This window comes from Pseudomonas sp. gcc21 (assembly GCF_012844345.1).
Lineage (GTDB): Bacteria > Pseudomonadota > Gammaproteobacteria > Pseudomonadales > Pseudomonadaceae > Halopseudomonas.
Genome location: NZ_CP051625.1, coordinates 629,530 through 647,712, shown reverse-complemented (window position 1 = coordinate 647,712; position 18,183 = coordinate 629,530). Strand labels below are relative to the sequence as shown.

The following is an 18,183-nucleotide window of genomic DNA, read 5'->3' as shown; positions in this document are numbered from 1 at the left end:
GAGGGAACTGCCATGTTCGATAAACTGCTTATTGCCAACCGCGGCGCCATTGCCTGCCGCGTTCTGCGGACCCTGCGCCAACTCGACGTAAAGGGTGTCGCGGTCTATTCCGAAGCCGACGCCGCCAGCCTGCATATTCAGCAAGCCGATGAAGCCCATAGTCTCGGCGAAGGCCCCGCGGCTGGCACTTACCTGGCCGTGGACAAGATACTCAGCATTGCCCAGGCCAACGGCGTCCAGGCGATCCACCCTGGCTACGGGTTTCTATCCGAGAACGCGGCTTTCGCCGAAGCCTGCGAGGCGGTCGGCATCGCCTTTATCGGCCCGACGCCGGAGCAGCTGCGCGTGTTCGGCCTGAAGCACACCGCGCGTGCGCTGGCCAAACAGCATAACGTGCCGCTGCTCGAGGGCACCGAGCTGCTCGAAAGTCTGGATGCAGCCCTGACTGCCAGCGCCCAGATTGGCTATCCGATCATGCTGAAAAGCACCGCTGGCGGTGGCGGAATCGGCATGCGGGTTTGCCATAACGAGCGCGAACTCAGCGAAGCCTTCGAAGCCGTCAAACGTCTCGGTCAGAACAACTTCAGCGACGCGGGCGTATTCATCGAGAAATACATCCAGCGCGCCCGCCACCTGGAAGTGCAGATATTCGGTAACGGCGAAGGCGAGGTCATTGCGCTGGGCGTGCGCGACTGCTCGGTTCAGCGGCGCAACCAGAAGGTACTGGAAGAAACCCCCGCGCCCAATTTGCCCGTGGGCATGGCCGATGCGCTGTGCCAGGCGGCCATCAAACTAGGTAAAGCCGTGCAGTACCGCAGCGCCGGTACGGTGGAATTTGTATACGACGGCGATGCCGAGCAGTTCTATTTTCTCGAAGTGAACACTCGCCTTCAGGTCGAGCACGGCGTTACCGAGCAGGTATGGGGCGTTGATCTGGTGCGCTGGATGATCGAACTGGCCGCCGGCGATCTGCCGCCTCTGCGCTCGCTGGCACAAGCGCTGAAGCCAGAGGGTCATGCCATTCAGGCGCGGCTGTATGCTGAAGATCCGGGCCGTGACTTTCAACCGAGCCCGGGGTTGCTGACTGCGGTCAACTTCCCACATGCCGACGGCAAGCAACTGCGCATCGATACCTGGGTAGAGGCTGGCTGTGAAATCCCGCCCTATTTTGACCCGATGATTGCCAAGGTCATCAGCTGGGCACCTTCCCGAAATGAGGCCAGCGTCGGCCTCGACACCGCATTGAAAGACACCACGCTGTATGGCGTCGAGACCAACCGCGACTACCTGCGGCAGATCCTGGCTGATACGCCCTTCGCCAGCGGATCACCCTGGACGCGGTGCCTGGAACAGCTCGAATACCATGCCACCACCTTCGAAGTGCTGAGTGCCGGCACCCAGACCACCGTGCAGGACTATCCCGGCCGGCTGGGTTACTGGGCCGTTGGCGTTCCGCCGTCAGGTCCGATGGATAGCCGCGCCCTGCGCTTGGGCAATACCCTGCTGGGCAATGACGCAGGCGCGGCCGGCCTGGAAATAACCATGAGCGGCCCCTCCCTGCGCTTCAATACCGATGCGGTGATCGCTGTGACCGGTGCGCCTCTGCCGATCAGGCTGGACGGTATCGAACAACCCATGTCCACCGCTGTGCTGGTAACGGCCGGCAGCACTCTCACGCTTGGGACTATTGCCGGCACGGGAGCACGCAGCTATCTATGCGTACGCGGCGGGCTCCAGGTGCCTGAGTATCTTGGCAGTAAAAGCACCTTTACTCTGGGCCAGTTCGGCGGCCACGGTGGCCGGGCATTGCGCGCTGGAGATATATTGCACCTTGCGCCGCTTACCTGCACCTCGGTAGGCACGACTCTGCCAGCAGCGCTGATTGGCGAGCTTGCGGATGTGCGCGAAATCCACGTCATTTACGGGCCCCACGGCGCGCCGGAATACTTCACTGATAGCTACATCAAGACCTTCTTCACCACTCATTGGGAGGTGCATTTCAACTCCAGCCGGACCGGTGTGCGACTGATCGGCCCCAACCCGGAGTGGGTGCGCGACAGTGGCGGCGAAGCCGGATTGCACCCCTCCAACATTCACGACAACCCCTACGCCATCGGCGCCGTGGATTTTACTGGCGATATGCCAGTCATTCTGGGCCCGGACGGCCCCAGTCTTGGCGGTTTCGTTTGCCCGGTAACGGTCATCGAAGCTGATTTGTGGCAGCTCGGACAGCTCAAGGCCGGGGACAAGGTTCGATTCGTACCCGTATCCATCGAGACCGCGCGCGAGCTGGCCGGCACCATGAACGCAGAATGCGCCCGCCTGCGGCCACAGGCGTGGCGCAAAGCCGAGGATCTTGCCGTACCTGAACTGTCCTCCCCGATCGTGCTGGATCTGGGGCAGGACGACAAACGGCTGGTCGCACGGCTGGCTGGCGATACGCATCTGCTGATGGAAATCGGCGATGCAGAGCTCGATCTGGTCCTGCGCTTTCGCGGGCACGCCCTGATGCAGGCGCTTGAGGCCAGTCAGCTCGACGGCGTGATTGATCTGACGCCGGGCATCCGTTCTCTGCAGGTGCACTATCAACCGGAGACACTCCCCCTCGCGTCGCTGCTGGAGACCATCACAGGCCTGTGGGATCGGGTGTGCGCGGCGGACAACCTCAAGGTGCCGTCACGCATCGTGCATCTGCCGCTGTCCTGGGATGACCCGGCCTGTCAGCTGGCGATCGAGAAATACATGACCACGGTGCGCAAGAACGCGCCCTGGTGTCCGAGCAATCTGGAGTTCATCCGTCGTATCAATGATCTTCCGGATCTGGATGCGGTGCACCGCACGGTGTTCGATGCCAGTTACCTGGTGATGGGGCTGGGTGATGTGTATCTCGGGGCCCCGGTGGCCACCCCGCTGGATCCGCGTCACCGTCTGGTGACCACCAAGTACAACCCGGCGCGCACCTGGACGGCGGAAAACTCGGTGGGCATCGGCGGCGCCTACATGTGCGTATACGGCATGGAAGGCCCAGGTGGTTATCAGTTCGTCGGCCGTACGCTGCAGATGTGGAACCGCTACCGCGAAGTCGCCGCCTTCGATGGCAAGCCCTGGCTGCTGCGCTTCTTCGATCAGATCCGCTTCTACCCTGTCTCCGCTGACGAACTGTTGCGCATTCGCCGCGACTTCCCGCTCGGCCGGTTCGACCTCGAGATCGAACACAGCGAATTGTCCTTGGCTGACTACCAGGCCTTTCTCGACCGTGAAGCATCCGAAATCGGGGATTTTCGTACCCAGCAACGTTCAGCATTCGCCGCCGAACGCGAGCGCTGGATTGCATCCGGACAGGCCGATTATCAAAGCATCGAGCCAGCGCCGGAACCCGAAGAGGACGCCCCGCTTGAAGAGGGCCAACACAGCGTCGAAAGCCACATTGCCGGCAACCTCTGGCAGGTCCAGGTTGAGCCCGGCGCTGCCGTCAAGGCAGGCGATGTGCTGGTGATTCTTGAATCAATGAAGATGGAAATTCCGCTTACCGCGCCCCACGACGGGATCGTACGTGAAGTCCGGGCTCAGCCCGGTTCAGCCGTGCGAGCCGGTCAGCGGGTGGTCGTTCTGGAAGAGGTCCGTGAAACATGCCAATAAATACCTTTGATCTGCGTTTGGACACCCTGCGCCTCGCTTACAGCGAAGGTCAGTTGACCCCGCGCGAACTGATACGCAGCCTGCGCGACCGGGCCGAAGCCTTGAACCCGGACTTCAACCTTTTCATCCATCTGCTCAGTCCGGCTGAACTGGAGCCCTATCTGGATGCGCTGGATGGCAAGCGGCCCGCCGACCTACCCCTCTTCGGCATACCCTTCGCCATCAAGGACAATATTGACCTGGCCGGGGTGCCGACCACCGCGGCCTGCCCCGCCTTTGCCTACACGCCCAATCGCAGCGCTACCCTGGTCGAGCAGCTGATTGCCCTGGGCGCAATTCCGCTGGGCAAGACCAACCTCGATCAGTTCGCCACGGGGCTTAACGGCACACGCTCGCCCTACGGTGAATGCCGCAACAGTGTGCATCCTGATTATCCTTCGGGCGGGTCAAGCGCCGGGTCTTCACTGGCCGTCGCCCTGGGTGTGGCCAGTTTCACGCTGGGTACAGACACTGCCGGCTCCGGCCGCGTGCCTGCAGCGCTGAACAACCTGGTCGGGCTCAAGCCCAGCAAGGGCTTGCTGTCCACCGCTGGCGTCGTTCCGGCGTGCCGCACATTGGACTGCGTGACATACTTTACTGCCACCGCGCAGGAGGCCAGCCAGCTGTTGGCGCTCACTGCCAAAGTTGACCCGCGTGACCAGTACAGCCGCAAAAACCCATTGTGGAATGACAGCTCAGCCTTCGGCGCAGTAACGTCTTTCCGCTTTGGGGTACCCGCGCAGCCAGAGTTTCTCGGTTGCCCAGAAAGCCCGGGGCTGTTCGACAAGACCATCGCCGACCTGCAAGCCATGGGCGGCGAGCCGGTCGAGATCGATTTCGCACCCTTTGTGGAAGCAGCCAAGCTGTTGTACGAGGGCCCCTGGGTCGCGGAGCGTTACAGTGTCGCTGGCGAACTGATCGAGCGACAGCCGGAGGCGGTACTGCCCGTGATTCGCGCCGTACTCGAACAGGCTCCTGGTACCACCGCAGTGCAGGCGTTTCGTGCCCAGTACCGGTTGCAGGAACTCAAGGTCATGTGTGATGCAATCATGGCGAGCGTCGACTGTGTATTGACCCCGGCCTTCCCGCGTCCGGTAACTCTGGAGGAATTGCACGCCGAACCGGTCAAGCGCAACGCTGATCTGGGTTATTACACCAATTTCATGAACATGCTCGACTTTGCAGCCGTAGCCGTACCAGCGGGCTTTATGAGTAATAGCTTGCCCTGGGGCGTCACGCTGTTCGGACGGGTCTTCACCGACCAGTACCTGCTCAGCCTCGCTGCCGGCCTGCAACGACAACATGGGCTACCTCTGGTGGGCAGGACCCGACTCAGCGCGCCGCCACCGCAGCAGCCAGCGCGCAGCGATCGCGCGCGGCTGGTTGTCTGTGGCGCTCATCTGGAGGGACTTCCGCTTAATTGGCAACTGCAGCAACGTGGCGGCCGACTGGTCGAAGCCACCCGCAGCGCACCGGATTACCGGCTCTATGCACTAGCCGGCGGACCGCCCTATCGTCCAGGCATGTTGCGCGTGGCAGAAGACGGTGCCGCCATTGATGTGGAGGTGTGGGAATTACCAAGCAGCGAGCTGGGCTCCTTTCTGACCGGCATACCCGCCCCGCTGGGTCTGGGTAAGGTACAGCTCGAAGACGGCCGGTGGGAGACGGGATTCATCTGCGATCCCTACGGGCTGGCGGGTGCCGAGGACATTACCGGTTTCGGTGGGTGGCGCGCTTATCTAGCCAGTAAAAGCCAGCAACCACCCCTACCGATAACTGCCTGAGGCAGCAACGAAGCGACAGGAGCGCTCCGGCCAGCCCGACTGCGCCGGATCACTTCAGTCTGCATCAAAGGTGATATGCACCGAGGCAGCGCTACGGTTGGCTTCACCATGGTACACGGCTTCGATGTTGTTACCCTCAGGGTCCAGCACAAAGGCGGCGTAGTATCCGGGATGGTAGTCGCGGTCACCTGGCGCGCCGTTGTCGGTGCCGCCGTTGGCAAGGGCAGCGCGGTAAAAACGGTCCACCTGCTCCGGATTGTTTGCTTGGAAAGCGAGATGTTGGCGACCGGTCAGTTCGCCAAGCGCCGCGGGGGAATCCGCGCTCGACACGACCAGCTCGTCCGCCCAGAAAAGCCCGTCTTCTCGCCCGCCCAGCGGCACGCCCAGAACATCCAGCACGGCCGTGTAAAAGCGCTCCGCCGCAGCCAGGTCACGCACGACGAGCTGGATATGATCGATCAGCCTGCCGCGATGGAGTTCCAGAGTTTCCATAATGTTCACCTGTACGGTTTGATTATCGACTACTCAGGATAGATCGCAGTTTGGCCCTTCGCCAGGAGAATGAAGGATCACCCGTCCCTGGGCGAACAGCGGCGGTTTTAACGTCAGAGCTATTACTTTTCACCTACCGCAACGACGTGTCCGTCACGCGGGTTGACCCGCCCCAGAACCAGATCCTCGATCAGCTTTTGAGCCGACTCGAAGCCCTCATGGCGAGCGACGTTCATCCACGGCGCGCCTGCATCGCTCACGCGGGCAATGAAAGCCAGTTGCGCTTCATTGAAACGGCGCGTGACTTCCTTCGGCCCCCAATCGGTGTTGCGTTTCTTGATCTGATAGGGCGCAAAGTAAGGCTGCGGCTGCGGACCTGGCAGGCTCTTGTCGGCTTCGTCGAGGTGATCCTGCGACTGGGCAGAACCGGCGTAGCAGTCGTAAACCAGGGAGTCGCCGAAATGGTTATGCACGCGGGCGCGCAGCGCATTATCGCCGGCAAAGTCCACATAGAGCGTCGGCACCTTCGGGTCCAGCGATTCCAGTTCGTCATAGGTCACGGCTTTTTCATAGCAGCCGAGCGAGTCGACAAAATCGCGATTGCCATTGGACGTCCAGCCCAGCAGCTTCACGTCGTCACGATTTTCCAGACAGAAGGCTGTGCCGTAGGCTGTCTTGCTCGAAGCGCTGGAGACCAAGAGCTGTTTCGCACCAAAAAAGTTGTTGTCCTCAAGGAAGTCCGCAAGCATGAACGAAGTGATAAACAGAGGCCGCAACAGCGCCTGATAGGGCTCGTTTTCCAAACGGTAAGCGGCATCAGTGGTGGTGCGCTGGTAATGGTTATAGGCAGAGGTCAGATCCAGCCGATGCGGGGCACCGTCATAGAAACCGCGCTCGCTGACGCGTACCGGCTGCATGACCAGGAGCGTCGCGATCGGCCAGTACCCATAGAATCGCTCGCCGGGCTCCACGCCTTCAACGGTGGACTCAACGACTTCAGCGAAACCCCAGGCAGGCATGTGTCCCCAGCCTTTAGCGTTAGTCGGAAAGAAACTCCAGTACCGCAGATGCGGCGTATCACCAAAGGCGGCGTAGGTGATGTTATTGGCGGTGATCGCCAGATCAGTGATTTTCAGCAGCGCCTCGCCGGCTTTGAGCGTCGGTAGTTCGGATCTGACGATGCGAGTGCGTTCCAGTGCCGATTTATCAGTTTGGAGCTGGGTTAAAGTAGTCATGTTCATTCATTCCCGTCTGTGAGGCCAAGATGCAAAGACTGTATCCCATCGACTCGGCTCCAGGGTTCGGTTATCGCTGAATGCGTACCCGTGCACCGGAACCCCGTACCAAGCCGCTAAAACGCCCTTCCCAGGCCCGCGCGAAAGCAACAGTGCAGGCAATTTTTGACACCTATGTTCGGATTTGGCAGCGCGATGGCTGGGAGCGCATCAGCACCCGCGCCATCGCTCTGGAATGCGGCATTGCGGTGGGTACGCTGTACGATTATTTCCCCAGCAAGATGGCTCTGCACTCCGGCTATATCCGTCACTGCATCGAGGCGCTTATTCAGCAAGTCGAGCAGACTGTAGTCGAACCAGAAGCTCTGTGCTGGGAGGAACGCGTCCACCGCTTGTTGCAGCTGGTGTGTGGCGTCGAACGATCCGGCCTGCCCTGGTATCACCCGAAGCTCCTGGGACTGGAACCAACGGTCGCGGAGCACAAACATCAGCAACGGGCGCATGATGAACTCAAACAAATGTGGGGGCGTGTATTTCGGGCCTGCACAGACCTGCCCCGTCCGGTCAGCGCTGAAACCATCGAGGCACTGCATCTGGCTGTGTGGGGCGGCCGGCGCTACAGCATTCTGTTGGAGCTGGGTGAGGATGAGGTTCGGAGTTGGGCAAGTGAGATGGAGCGGATGTGTCGGGGAGTGGTTTTGGGAGGTGAGTGAGTCAACGAAGTCAGCTAACTTTATTCCAGCTAGCTTTGTTAGCTAATGAGCTGCTAAAGAGCTCGCGTCATGATCAGGCTTACTATTTTCTGCCAGATCGCTATCGCCGCGGCGGTTCGGCGCTCCGATCGCCACGAGTTTACGCCTTCCACTGATGAAAATGTTCCGTATCGTCGATCAGAGAGATTGACTCGAAACTAAGCCTCGCGTTATCCGGTGGGAGGCGCGACTCGCGGCGAACGGCGTCCACAGGACGCCCGGGGGTTGATTCAGACTCACCCAAACTCTACCGATCCCGGACCGCCCGCGAAGCCAGCACTATCCGGTCCGCCGGCACCCTCAGCTGGGTCATCAGATATTCCTTGAACGCCTCCGACCAATCCTGCCGCTCGATGGCGTCTGCCATGCAGCTCAGCCAGATATCCCGCGCCGTCTCATCAACAGCCCAACGCGCGTGAAATGCGGGAATACTGATCTGACCGTAACGCTCACGATACAGTCGCGGACCGCCCAGCCAGCCACAGAGAAAGCAAGTCAGCTTGTCCCGGGCTTCGCTTAGATCATCAGGATAAAGACGACGGACGACTGTCGCTCCCTCGGAGCTGTCCATAATCTGATAAAAGTCGTCTACCAGTTGGCGGATGCCGTCGTAGCGTCCTGCGGCCTGAAACGAGGCGTCACCCTCACCAAACTGCGGCATTCTCAAAATCCCTCATCTAACGTGCCGAGCATATTCATCAATCGAAAAAACCCTTGAGCTGCTGCTCGCGCTGCTGCGCATGGTCGGACATGCACAGCTGATAAGCAGGAAGGCGTACCGATCCGCCCTGATTGATAGCGAATCGAGCATCGCAATCCGTCTTGCGAAACGCTGTCCATTGATTCTGCGCACGGACCAGCAATTCCTGTGCTTTCAATGCGTTCGGATCGTCCTGGCCTTGGGATTCGAGCTCACCGAGCAGTGACCTGAACGCATCATCGAGGCTTGCGTCTGCACCTTCACTTTCCTGCGTCACGCAGTCGATGATGTCTGCATCCGAGATAAATCGGCCGCATTCGCTGCCAGCCATCACCTGCGACGACAACACCAGCATGCTGCCAGCGATAAAAGATTTCATAGACCTCATACCTTATTGTCCCTTCAACCGGGTCTCCGAAGATTATCAGCAAACCTTCGATCCAGCCGCTTGTCACACAGACAGGCATCAAAAAAAGAGGACATGACATGGCGCATAAATTCAAGGTCGGTGACCACGTCAGCTGGAATTCCGAAGCCGGGAGGGTCAGCGGCACCATTACCAAGGTGCACACCTCCGACACCACGTACAAAGGGCATACCCGACGAGCAAGCGAAGACGCGCCGCAATATGAGATCAAGAGCGACAAGACCGATCACATCGCCATGCACAAGGAAGATGCGCTCAGGAAGCTGAAGTAAGTATGGCGTTTCCCGAAACCGTCTGGACAATCGGTCATTCAACCCGCTCGATCGAACAATTAGTCGCGGTGCTTCAGCACTACAGGATCGAAGCAGTCGCTGATGTGCGCCGCTTCCCTGGCTCTCGACGACTGCCTCAGTTCGGTAGCGAGGCCCTGCAGGCGAGCCTGGCACGTCACGGCATCGCATACGAGCTGATTACAGAACTGGGCGGTCGGCGACGCCCTGCCGCGGATTCGGTTAACACTGCTTGGCGCAACACCTCCTTCAGAGGATATGCCGATCATGTTTCGAGTGAGGAATTCAGGACCGGACTGCAGCGCTTGTGCGAGCTTGCTATGCAGCACCGCACCACGATGATGTGCGCCGAAGTGCTATGGTGGCGCTGTCACCGCTCGCTGGTGTCGGATGTGCTGAAGGTGGCAGGCAGCAGCGTCGTGCACATTCAGGATGAGCAAAACAGCACTGAACATCCCTTCACGCGTCCCGCCCGCTTGTACAAAGGCACACTCACCTACGATTCAACGAAAGGCGAGCCTTTGAACGAGAAAGAGCGGAGCCAGGGAATCCAGACGCAACTGGATATCTAGTATCTGCACCGGACAGGCATCGCTGCCCGCCCTGTTCTATCTTTAACCCACACTTCTGAGCCGGAGCCTTGATATGGCGGACCAAAAAGACGACATGCGCAAATATTCATCCCAGGTAGTGGATGGCGTCGAAACCGCCCCGGCTCGCGCCATGCTTCGTGCCGTGGGCTTTACTGAAGACGATTTCAGCAAGCCGCAGGTCGGCATCGCCTCGACCTGGGCCAACGTGACGCCCTGCAACATGCACATCAACCGGCTTGCCGAAGATGCCGGGCGCGGCGTAGACGCCAATGGCGGCAAGAGTGTCATCTTCAACACCATTACTATTTCCGATGGCATTGCCAACGGCACCGAAGGCATGAAGTATTCGCTGGTGTCCCGTGAGGTAATCGCCGACTCGATCGAAACCGTTGCCGGCTGCGAGGGCTTTGACGGCCTGGTTGCCATTGGCGGCTGCGACAAGAATATGCCCGGCTGTCTGATCGGCATGGCGCGGCTGAATCGCCCTTCCATTTTTGTTTATGGCGGCACCATCAAACCGGGCGCTAATCACACCGATATCATTTCTGTGTTTGAAGCCGTCGGGCAGCATGCCAAGGGTGATATCGACCTGCTGCAGGTGAAGCAGATCGAAGAAACCGCCATTCCCGGACCGGGCTCCTGCGGTGGCATGTATACGGCCAACACCATGGCGTCGGCCATTGAGGCGCTGGGCATGTCGCTGCCCGGCTCCTCTGCACAGAACGCGGTCTCGCTGGACAAGAACGAGGACTGCATCAATGCCGGGCGACAGGTGTTGGAGTTGCTCAGACAGGACATCAAGCCGCGGGACATCATCACCCGCAAGGCCTTTGAAAATGCCATCCGCGTGGTGATTGCGCTGGCCGGCTCGACCAATGCCGTGCTGCATCTATTGGCCATGGCCCATGCGGTGGACGTGGAGCTGACTCTGGATGATTTCACCGAGATCGGCAAAACCACACCGGTGCTCGCCGACCTGCGCCCCAGCGGCCAGTATATGATGTCCGAGCTGGTTGAGATTGGCGGCATACAACCGTTGATGAAACGTCTGCTGGATGCGGGTTTATTACACGGCGACACGCTGACGGTCACCGGCAAGACGCTGGCTGAGAACCTCGCCGATGTGAAGGACTACCCCGAGGGCCAGCAAATCATTCGGCCTTTCTCCGAGCCAGTTAAAAAGGACTCTCATCTGGTGATCCTCCACGGCAATCTGTCTCCGGACGGCGCCGTGGCGAAGATCACCGGCAAGGAAGGACTGCAGTTTGCAGGTAATGCCCGCGTCTACCACGGTGAGGAAGCCGCGCTAGCTGGCATTCTGGACGGCCATGTGGTTGCCGGGGACGTAGTGGTAATCCGCTATGAAGGCCCTAAAGGCGGGCCCGGTATGCGCGAAATGCTATCCCCGACCTCTGCGATCATGGGCAAGGGGCTCGGCAAAGACGTCGCACTGATCACCGATGGTCGCTTCTCCGGCGGCTCTCATGGGTTCGTAGTTGGCCACATAACACCGGAAGCTTTCGACGGTGGACCCATCGCTCTGGTAGAAGATGGCGACCGCATCAGTATCAATGCTGAAACCCGGGAGATCACGCTGGACGTAGCAGACACTGAGCTTGCCAAGCGCCGAGCCAAATGGCGCAGGCCCGCTCCGCTGTATCAGCGCGGCGTGCTGGCCAAGTATGCGAAGCTGGTGTCGAGTGCTTCAGAGGGTGCCGTTACTGATAAATAGGGCCGACAATCAAATCAACTCCGCATGCCGAATCCCGACAGCGGTTCTCTGGGGGTGTAGCGCGCCTGCGCTACGCCGAAATTGTGCGCCAATAGTAAGCCGTGTCGGGGGTTCAAACTTTCCGAAATCCCTGTCCAGTCTCCCGTGAAACGTACCGCTGATTAAGCTTTGCAAGGAGTGGGTAAAGACATTCGAACGACCATAGGATAAACAGCATGCGACTCTGGACACTGCATCCCAAATACCTCGATCCAAAAGGCCTCGTGGCGCTGTGGCGTGAAGGCTTGTTGGCCCGCGCGGTTCTGAACAATCAGACGAAGGGCTATAAACAACATCCTCAGCTTGAGCGCTTCCGATCGCACCCGGAGCCGCTTGCGGCGATTGATGCCTATCTTGCGCTGGTACTTGCTGAAGCACATTCCCGAGGCTACCGCTTCGATATCAGCAAGATTGACCCTTCTCTGACCGCTGCGCCCATCACTGCCACTACCGGCCAGATGGAATGCGAATGGGTCCACCTATTGAACAAGCTACAAATTCGTAGCCCGGATTTGCATAAGCGCTGGCTTGAGATTGCCAACCCCGATTGCCATCCCCTCTTCGTCATGACGCCCGGCCCGGTCGCGTCCTGGGAACGGGCACCCATTGTTATCAGCTAGCTCAGCTTTCAGCCCTTCTCACACCTCGATCGATCTGACTTGATACGTCTTGCCCGCTCTGGCACGCAATCTGCACCCCTCCCCGGCACATCCATCCAGATAACCTTCAAGGGGAGCATATGAATAAGAGCTTCTGGAACGCAGGTCACACGCCCACGCTGTTTGCCGCCTTTCTATACTTCGATCTGAGCTTCATGGTTTGGTATTTGCTAGGCCCATTGGCGGTGCAGATTGCCACGGATCTGGCCCTCACTGCACAGCAGCGGGGCATGATGGTCGCTACGCCGATTCTTGCCGGCGCCATCCTGCGGCTGGTTTTGGGCTATCTGGCGGACCGCGCTTCACCCAAGACAGCCGGGATTACCGGCCAGCTGGTGGTGATCAGCGCGCTGCTTTTCGCCTGGTTGATGGGTATCAACAGCTATAACCAAGCGCTATTGCTTGGGGTTGGTCTGGGCTTCGCCGGCGCGGCTTTTGCCGTGGCGCTGCCGCTCGCGTCGCAGTGGTATCCCGCGGAGCACCAGGGCACCGCTATGGGCATCGCTGGCGCGGGCAATTCCGGTACAGTGCTGGCGGCGCTGTTCGCGCCTGGTCTGGCCTACCTGTTCGGCTGGCAGAATGTGTTCGGCCTTGCGCTTATTCCACTGGTCGCGACGCTGATTATTTTCATCCTCGTGGCGCGTAACGCTCCTGCGCGCCCGAAGCCAAAGGCGGCGCGGGATTATCTCAAGGCCCTAAGCGACAGGGACAGCTGGTGGTTCATGTTCTTCTACAGCATCACCTTTGGTGGTTTCATTGGTCTGGCCAGCGCCCTCCCCGGTTATTTCAATGATCAGTACGGACTGGATCCCGTCACTGCGGGCTATTACACCGCAGCCTGCGTCATGGCCGGCAGCTTCATGCGCCCCCTCGGCGGTGCGCTGGCCGACCGGGTCGGCGGCGTGACTGCTCTGTCATGCATGTATGCGGTAGCCGCGCTGTGTATAGCCATCGTCGGCCTCAACCTGTCGAACTCCTTTGCTGCTCTGGCCCTGTTCGTCGCAGCCATGCTTGGGCTCGGTGCAGGCAATGGCGCTGTTTTCCAGCTGGTTCCGCAACGCTTTCATGGAGAGATTGGCGTCATGACCGGGCTTATCGGTATGGCTGGCGGTGTCGGCGGCTTTGTCCTGGCCGCAGGCCTCGGCACGCTCAAGCAGTACACCGGGGATTACCAACTGGCCCTGTGGCTGTTTGCGGGGTTGGGCATGCTCGCCTGGATCAGCCTGCTGAACGTGAAATACCGCTGGAGGACCACATGGGGTTCATCAGGGATGACGGCGGCGCGGGTCTGATCGGAAAACCAAGTAGCGCTCGGCCACGCCAGGGGCCGCGCCGGCACTCGGTAGTCGAGCTGTTCCTGGGGGTGTAGCGCACCTGCGCTACGCCAAACCTCCAGCAACTTCAATGTCCGTCGGCGCGTCCGAACGCGGCCCGAGCCGCACGCCAACCCCAGGAAAAACAAGCCCGCTGCCGCTTGTACATCCCAGACGGTGCAGCACGCGTACGCTACTTCTGATGCCACGCGCAGCTTTTCCGATCTGCTGGGATACACCGTACCGTTCGCACCACCAATGCACATAAAGGCATCAATGCGGTGCAATCAAGCGCCTGATAATTCCTGCAGAACCGCTCTAGCCCGCGGTTCAAGCTGACAGGCAACCTGGCACAACCTGTGCACTCCTCTCACAACAAAACGAGGTGTCCATCACCGCGATGGGCGCTCCCGCTAAACAAGCGCTGGGTATTTGCGCGCATAAAAGGAGCACTCCATGCAGAAGCTTAAACTGGTCCTGATTGGCAACGGCATGGCCGGCATCCGCACCCTTGAAGAGCTGATCAAGCTGACTCCTGATATGTACGAGATCACGGTCTTCGGTGCAGAACCGCACCCCAATTACAACCGCATCATGCTCTCCCCAGTGCTGGCGGGCGAGCAGACCTTCGACGACATCATCCTCAATGGTCTGGACTGGTACCAGGACAACGGCATCCAGCTACATCTTGGCCGCCGAATCGAGAAGATCGACCGCATCCGGCGGCGCGTTATCGCCGACGATGGCACCGAAGCCGAGTATGACCGGCTGGTTCTGGCGACAGGTTCAAGACCTTTCATGCTGCCTGTGCCGGGCAACGACCTGGGCGGCGTGATCGGCTACCGCGATATCGAAGATACCCAGGCGATGCTCAAGATCGCGCGGCGCTACAAGCATGCCGTCGTCATAGGCGGCGGTCTGCTTGGACTGGAGGCTGCCAACGGGCTGAAGCTGCGCGGCATGAACGTAACCGTTGTGCATATCGGCGAAACATTGCTCGAACGTCAGCTCGACAGAACCGCTGGCACTCTGCTTCAGCAAGCCCTGGAGGAGCGTGGCCTGAATTTCCTGTTGCCCAGATTCACCAGCGAACTGGTCGACGATGGTGCGGGGCGGGTGTGCGCCGTGCGGTTCAACGATGGTACCGAGATCCCGGCTGACCTCGTGGTGATGGCGGCGGGCATACGACCCAATACCGAGCTGGCCGAGTCCGCCGGACTGGCCTGCAACCGCGGCATCCTGGTCAATGACACACTGCAAACCTTTGATCCGCGCATCTACGCGATTGGTGAATGCGTCAGCCATCGCGGCATCGCCTATGGCCTGGTTGCGCCACTCTTTGAGCAGGCCAAGGTGTGTGCCAACCACCTCGCCATGCTCGGCTTCGGCCGTTATCAGGGGTCGATCACCTCGACCAAGCTGAAGGTGACAGGCATCGATTTGTTTTCCGCCGGCGATTTCCTGGGCGATCAGGAGTGCGAATTCATCACACTGTCCGATCCGATCCGCGGCGTGTACAAGAAACTGGTAATCAAAAAGGATGTGCTTGTCGGCGCCTGCCTGTACGGCGATACGACCGACAGCGGATGGTACGTGCGCCTGATTCAGGACGGGCAAGACATCAAGCAAATCCGTAACCACCTGATGTTCGGCGAAGCCAGCATCAATGCACAGCCCGCCGGCGAAATCCGCCGCATAGATACCAGCTCGGCGCATCAGATCGCGCACTATGTAGAGCCGCTGAGAGCCACAGCATGACCGTGAAAACCGCCTCCACCTGCTGCTACTGCGGCGTCGGCTGCGGCGTGCTGATCGAGCATGACGGCGAGCGCATTCTCGATGTACAGGGCGACCCGACCCACCCGGCCAATTACGGCCGCCTGTGCACTAAAGGCTCGACCCTGCACAAGACCGGCGATCTCGCAGCCCGCGCCCTGTATCCACAATTGCGCCTGGGCAAAGGGCTCGCTCGCTCGCGTGTCGACTGGGATTCTGCCATGAGCCATGCAGCCCAGATGTTTGGGCAGGCCATCGCCGAACACGGGCCGGACAGTGTCGCGTTCTATATATCCGGGCAACTGCTGACAGAGGATTACTATGCCTTCAACAAACTGGCGCGCGCGCTGATCGGCACCAACAACATCGACAGCAATTCGCGGCTGTGCATGTCCAGTGCGGTGGTCGGTTACAAACGCAGCCTGGGCGCCGATTCGCCACCCTGTTCCTATGAAGACATCGAGCGCAGCGATTGCGTACTGATCGTCGGCAGCAATATGGCTTACGCGCACCCGGTGCTGTTCCGCCGACTGGAGCAGGCCAAGGCCGAGTTCCCGGACAAACGCATCATCGTGATCGATCCCCGCCGTACCGATACCTGCGACCTCGCAGACCTGCATCTGCAGATCAAGCCAGGAACAGACGTTGCGCTGTTCCACGGCCTGCTGCATCCATTGCTGTCCGAGGGCCTGATCGACCGCGCCTATATCGAAGCGCACACCCGCGGTTTCAGCGAACTCGAAGCGCTGGTCGCCGATTATCCGCCGGCCGTGACCAGCGTGCTTTGCGGTATTGCCGAAGCAGACCTTGTTGCGGCTGCGCGCATGATCGGCAGTGCGCCCAGCTTTCTGTCTCTATGGTGCATGGGGCTGAACCAGTCGACTTCCGGCAGCGCCAAGAACAGCGCACTGATAAACCTGCATCTGGCCACCGGCCAGATCGGCAAGTCCGGCAGCGGCCCTTTCTCGCTGACCGGACAACCCAATGCCATGGGCGGACGCGAGACCGGTAGCCTGTCGAATCTGCTGCCCGGACACCGCGATGCTGGAAACGCCGAACATCGCGACGAGGTAGCGGATTACTGGGGGGTTGATCGGCTGCCATCCGCGCCAGGGCTCAGCGCCATTGAGCTGTTCGAAGCAGTGCGTGACGGTCGCATCAAGGCGCTCTACATCGCCTGCACCAACCCCGCGCAATCCCTGCCGGACCAGACGCTGGTACGCGAAGCGCTTGCAGCCTGCCCCTTTGTGATCGTTCAGGAGGCTTTCGGTAATACCGAAACCTGCCAGTACGCTGATCTGCTGTTACCCGCCGCAAGCTGGGGCGAGAAACAGGGTTCGGTGACCAATTCCGAGCGCCGCATCAGCCATGTGCGCGCTGCGATACCTGCGCCCGGTGAGGCCCGCGGGGACTGGGCTATCGTTTGCGATTTCGCCCGCAGGCTGGAAAAACAGCTCCGCCCGGGCCAGCCGAGCCTGTTCAACTTCAGCGCACCGGCCGAGCTGTTTGACGAATTTATCGGTCTGACCAGGGGCCGCGATCTGGACTACAGCGGCCTGGACCATGCGTTGATCGAGAAGCTGGGGCCGCAACAATGGCCTTTCCCCGCCGGCGCGACGGCCGGCACGCGGCGCCTGTACGCCGATGGTCGTTTTCCCACCGATGACGGACGTGCGCGCTTCCTGCACGAGCCTTACGTTCCCGCAATAGAACAGCGTGATGCCGAGTACCCGCTCACCCTGAATACCGGTCGCCTGCGTGACCAGTGGCATGGCATGAGCCGCACGGGTACGGCGGCGCAGCTCTTCGGGCACGTGGATCAGGCTCAGCTGAGCCTGCACCTTGACGAACTTGAACGGCGCAATTTCAGCAACGGCCAGCTTGTCAAAGTGACCAGTCGGCGTGGCGAGCTGGTCCTGCCCGTGCTGGCTGATGACCAGCTTCGTCCCGGACAGGCATTCATCCCCATGCATTGGGGCGATCGCTATCTCAAGGGACTCGGAGTCAACGTGCTGACCCAGCCAGCCTTCGATCCGCTGTCAAAACAACCGGAGCTCAAGCACACCGGCATTGATGTACAACCGGTTGCCCTGGATTGGGAGCTGTTCATTCTGGTCGAAGGGGATGTGCAGCAACGGTTCGACGCGCTACGCCCGCTATGTGAGGCGTTTGTTTTCGCCAGCTTCGCATTGACTGGCCGCGATCGGCCGGCCCTTCTGATCCGCGCCGCTCACACCGTCGCGCCGGATGCGGCCTGGATGAACAGTGTCGACAGGTTACTCGGTGTGGATGAAGGCGCCGTGCTTGTGTACGACGACCCAGCCCAGTCTGTCAGCAAACGCATCAGAATCGATCAGGGACGCATCACCGCTATCCGCTTGACCGGCGAAGCCGCAGCCCGCGACTGGTTACGCGGTTTATGGGAAAGGGGTGAAGTCAGCTCCCCCCTGCATCGCTGGTTCATGGCGCCGCTGGCTTCACCACCCGGTGGCGCAGCAGCCACGGACAAAACCATTTGCAACTGCATGAACGTCAGCGCCAGCCGCATTCGGGCCTGCGTCGAAAACGGAATGGATCTGCAGGGTTTGAAGGAACAGCTGGGTTGCGGTACGCAATGCGGTTCATGCGTGCCGGAAATCAAACGCATGTTGGCGATCCATGCGGTGACTGCGTAGCCATAAGGCGTAGCGCACTTGCGCTACGCCTTATCTCT

13 protein-coding genes and 1 pseudogene are annotated in these 18,183 nt (G+C 60.1%); 10 read left to right on the top strand and 4 right to left on the bottom strand.

Translation table 11 applies throughout. From position 1 onward, the window contains the following. Positions 1-12 precede the first annotated feature (12 nt). Both uca and atzF read left to right on the top strand, forming a co-directional pair. On the top strand, positions 13-3,639 hold the full coding sequence (gene uca / locus HG264_RS03095) for an urea carboxylase (RefSeq protein ID WP_169406277.1): 3,627 nt from the start codon (positions 13-15) through the stop codon (positions 3,637-3,639). Beyond that, complete coding sequence (gene atzF / locus HG264_RS03090; protein ID WP_169406276.1) at positions 3,630-5,462, top strand: allophanate hydrolase; 1,833 nt, start codon at positions 3,630-3,632, stop codon at positions 5,460-5,462. The genes uca and atzF overlap by 10 nt, the downstream gene beginning before the upstream one ends. 54 nt (positions 5,463-5,516) lie before the next feature. Here atzF and HG264_RS03085 read toward each other — a convergent pair whose 3' ends face one another. Both HG264_RS03085 and HG264_RS03080 read right to left on the bottom strand, forming a co-directional pair. Further along, on the bottom strand, positions 5,517-5,954 hold the full coding sequence (locus tag HG264_RS03085; RefSeq protein WP_169406275.1) for a VOC family protein: 438 nt from the start codon (positions 5,952-5,954) through the stop codon (positions 5,517-5,519). Positions 5,955-6,076: 122 nt separating this feature from the next. Further along, a complete protein-coding gene (locus tag HG264_RS03080; protein ID WP_169406274.1) occupies positions 6,077-7,189 on the bottom strand; it encodes a DUF2855 family protein in 1,113 nt (370 codons plus the stop codon). A 152-nt stretch (positions 7,190-7,341) separates the two neighbouring features. On the opposite strand from HG264_RS03080, the gene HG264_RS03075 reads away from it, so the two are divergent. Further along, positions 7,342-7,902 carry a TetR/AcrR family transcriptional regulator gene (locus tag HG264_RS03075; RefSeq protein ID WP_256663760.1) on the top strand — a complete coding sequence of 187 codons (561 nt, stop codon included), beginning with the start codon at positions 7,342-7,344 and terminating at the stop codon, positions 7,900-7,902. A 286-nt stretch (positions 7,903-8,188) separates the two neighbouring features. Here the strand turns inward: HG264_RS03075 and HG264_RS03070 are convergent, their stop codons facing one another. Both HG264_RS03070 and HG264_RS03065 read right to left on the bottom strand, forming a co-directional pair. Next, the gene (locus HG264_RS03070; RefSeq protein WP_169406272.1) at positions 8,189-8,602 is read right to left on the bottom strand and encodes a group II truncated hemoglobin; all 414 of its coding nucleotides are present in this window, start codon (positions 8,600-8,602) and stop codon (positions 8,189-8,191) included. Between the two features lie 37 nt (positions 8,603-8,639). Next, entirely contained in the window at positions 8,640-9,020 is a 381-nt protein-coding gene (locus HG264_RS03065) for a lysozyme inhibitor LprI family protein (RefSeq protein WP_169406271.1), read from the bottom strand. A 107-nt stretch (positions 9,021-9,127) separates the two neighbouring features. On the opposite strand from HG264_RS03065, the gene HG264_RS03060 reads away from it, so the two are divergent. The 7 genes and pseudogenes from HG264_RS03060 to HG264_RS03030 all read left to right on the top strand — a co-directional run bounded on the left by HG264_RS03060 (position 9,128) and on the right by HG264_RS03030 (position 18,145). Beyond that, a complete protein-coding gene (locus HG264_RS03060; protein ID WP_169406270.1) occupies positions 9,128-9,340 on the top strand; it encodes a DUF2945 domain-containing protein in 213 nt (70 codons plus the stop codon). A gap of 2 nt (positions 9,341-9,342) precedes the next feature. Next, positions 9,343-9,930 (top strand): DUF488 family protein, encoded by a 588-nt coding sequence (locus tag HG264_RS03055; protein WP_169406269.1) that lies wholly within the window; start codon positions 9,343-9,345, stop codon positions 9,928-9,930. Positions 9,931-10,003: 73 nt separating this feature from the next. Next, positions 10,004-11,683, top strand: coding sequence for a dihydroxy-acid dehydratase (gene ilvD, locus HG264_RS03050; protein WP_169406268.1), 1,680 nt, complete (start codon positions 10,004-10,006; stop codon positions 11,681-11,683). 215 nt (positions 11,684-11,898) lie between these two features. Then, positions 11,899-12,342: a pyrimidine dimer DNA glycosylase/endonuclease V gene (locus HG264_RS03045; protein ID WP_169406267.1), complete on the top strand. Its 444-nt coding sequence runs from the start codon at positions 11,899-11,901 to the stop codon at positions 12,340-12,342. Positions 12,343-12,461: 119 nt separating this feature from the next. After that, a complete protein-coding gene (locus HG264_RS03040) occupies positions 12,462-13,673 on the top strand; it encodes a NarK/NasA family nitrate transporter (RefSeq protein ID WP_169406266.1) in 1,212 nt (403 codons plus the stop codon). 477 nt (positions 13,674-14,150) lie between these two features. Beyond that, positions 14,151-15,359 (top strand): annotated as a pseudogene (locus HG264_RS03035) (NAD(P)/FAD-dependent oxidoreductase); the annotation flags it as partial. Between the two features lie 89 nt (positions 15,360-15,448). After that, positions 15,449-18,145 (top strand): nitrate reductase, encoded by a 2,697-nt coding sequence (locus HG264_RS03030; RefSeq protein WP_169406264.1) that lies wholly within the window; start codon positions 15,449-15,451, stop codon positions 18,143-18,145. Positions 18,146-18,183: the final 38 nt, after the last annotated feature.

Excerpts from the sequence above, each read along its gene's own strand:
- uca (WP_169406277.1), top strand. The coding sequence starts at position 13 with ATGTTCGATAAACTGCTTATTGCCAACCGCGGCGCCATTGCCTGCCGC.
- HG264_RS03070 (WP_169406272.1), bottom strand. The coding sequence starts at position 8,602 with ATGCCGCAGTTTGGTGAGGGTGACGCCTCGTTTCAGGCCGCAGGACGC.
- HG264_RS03055 (WP_169406269.1), top strand. The coding sequence starts at position 9,343 with ATGGCGTTTCCCGAAACCGTCTGGACAATCGGTCATTCAACCCGCTCG.
- HG264_RS03065 (WP_169406271.1), bottom strand. The coding sequence starts at position 9,020 with ATGAAATCTTTTATCGCTGGCAGCATGCTGGTGTTGTCGTCGCAGGTG.
- HG264_RS03045 (WP_169406267.1), top strand. The coding sequence starts at position 11,899 with ATGCGACTCTGGACACTGCATCCCAAATACCTCGATCCAAAAGGCCTC.
- HG264_RS03060 (WP_169406270.1), top strand. The coding sequence starts at position 9,128 with ATGGCGCATAAATTCAAGGTCGGTGACCACGTCAGCTGGAATTCCGAA.
- HG264_RS03030 (WP_169406264.1), top strand. The coding sequence starts at position 15,449 with ATGACCGTGAAAACCGCCTCCACCTGCTGCTACTGCGGCGTCGGCTGC.
- HG264_RS03085 (WP_169406275.1), bottom strand. The coding sequence starts at position 5,954 with ATGGAAACTCTGGAACTCCATCGCGGCAGGCTGATCGATCATATCCAG.
- atzF (WP_169406276.1), top strand. The coding sequence starts at position 3,630 with ATGCCAATAAATACCTTTGATCTGCGTTTGGACACCCTGCGCCTCGCT.
- HG264_RS03040 (WP_169406266.1), top strand. The coding sequence starts at position 12,462 with ATGAATAAGAGCTTCTGGAACGCAGGTCACACGCCCACGCTGTTTGCC.
- ilvD (WP_169406268.1), top strand. The coding sequence starts at position 10,004 with ATGGCGGACCAAAAAGACGACATGCGCAAATATTCATCCCAGGTAGTG.
- HG264_RS03080 (WP_169406274.1), bottom strand. The coding sequence starts at position 7,189 with ATGACTACTTTAACCCAGCTCCAAACTGATAAATCGGCACTGGAACGC.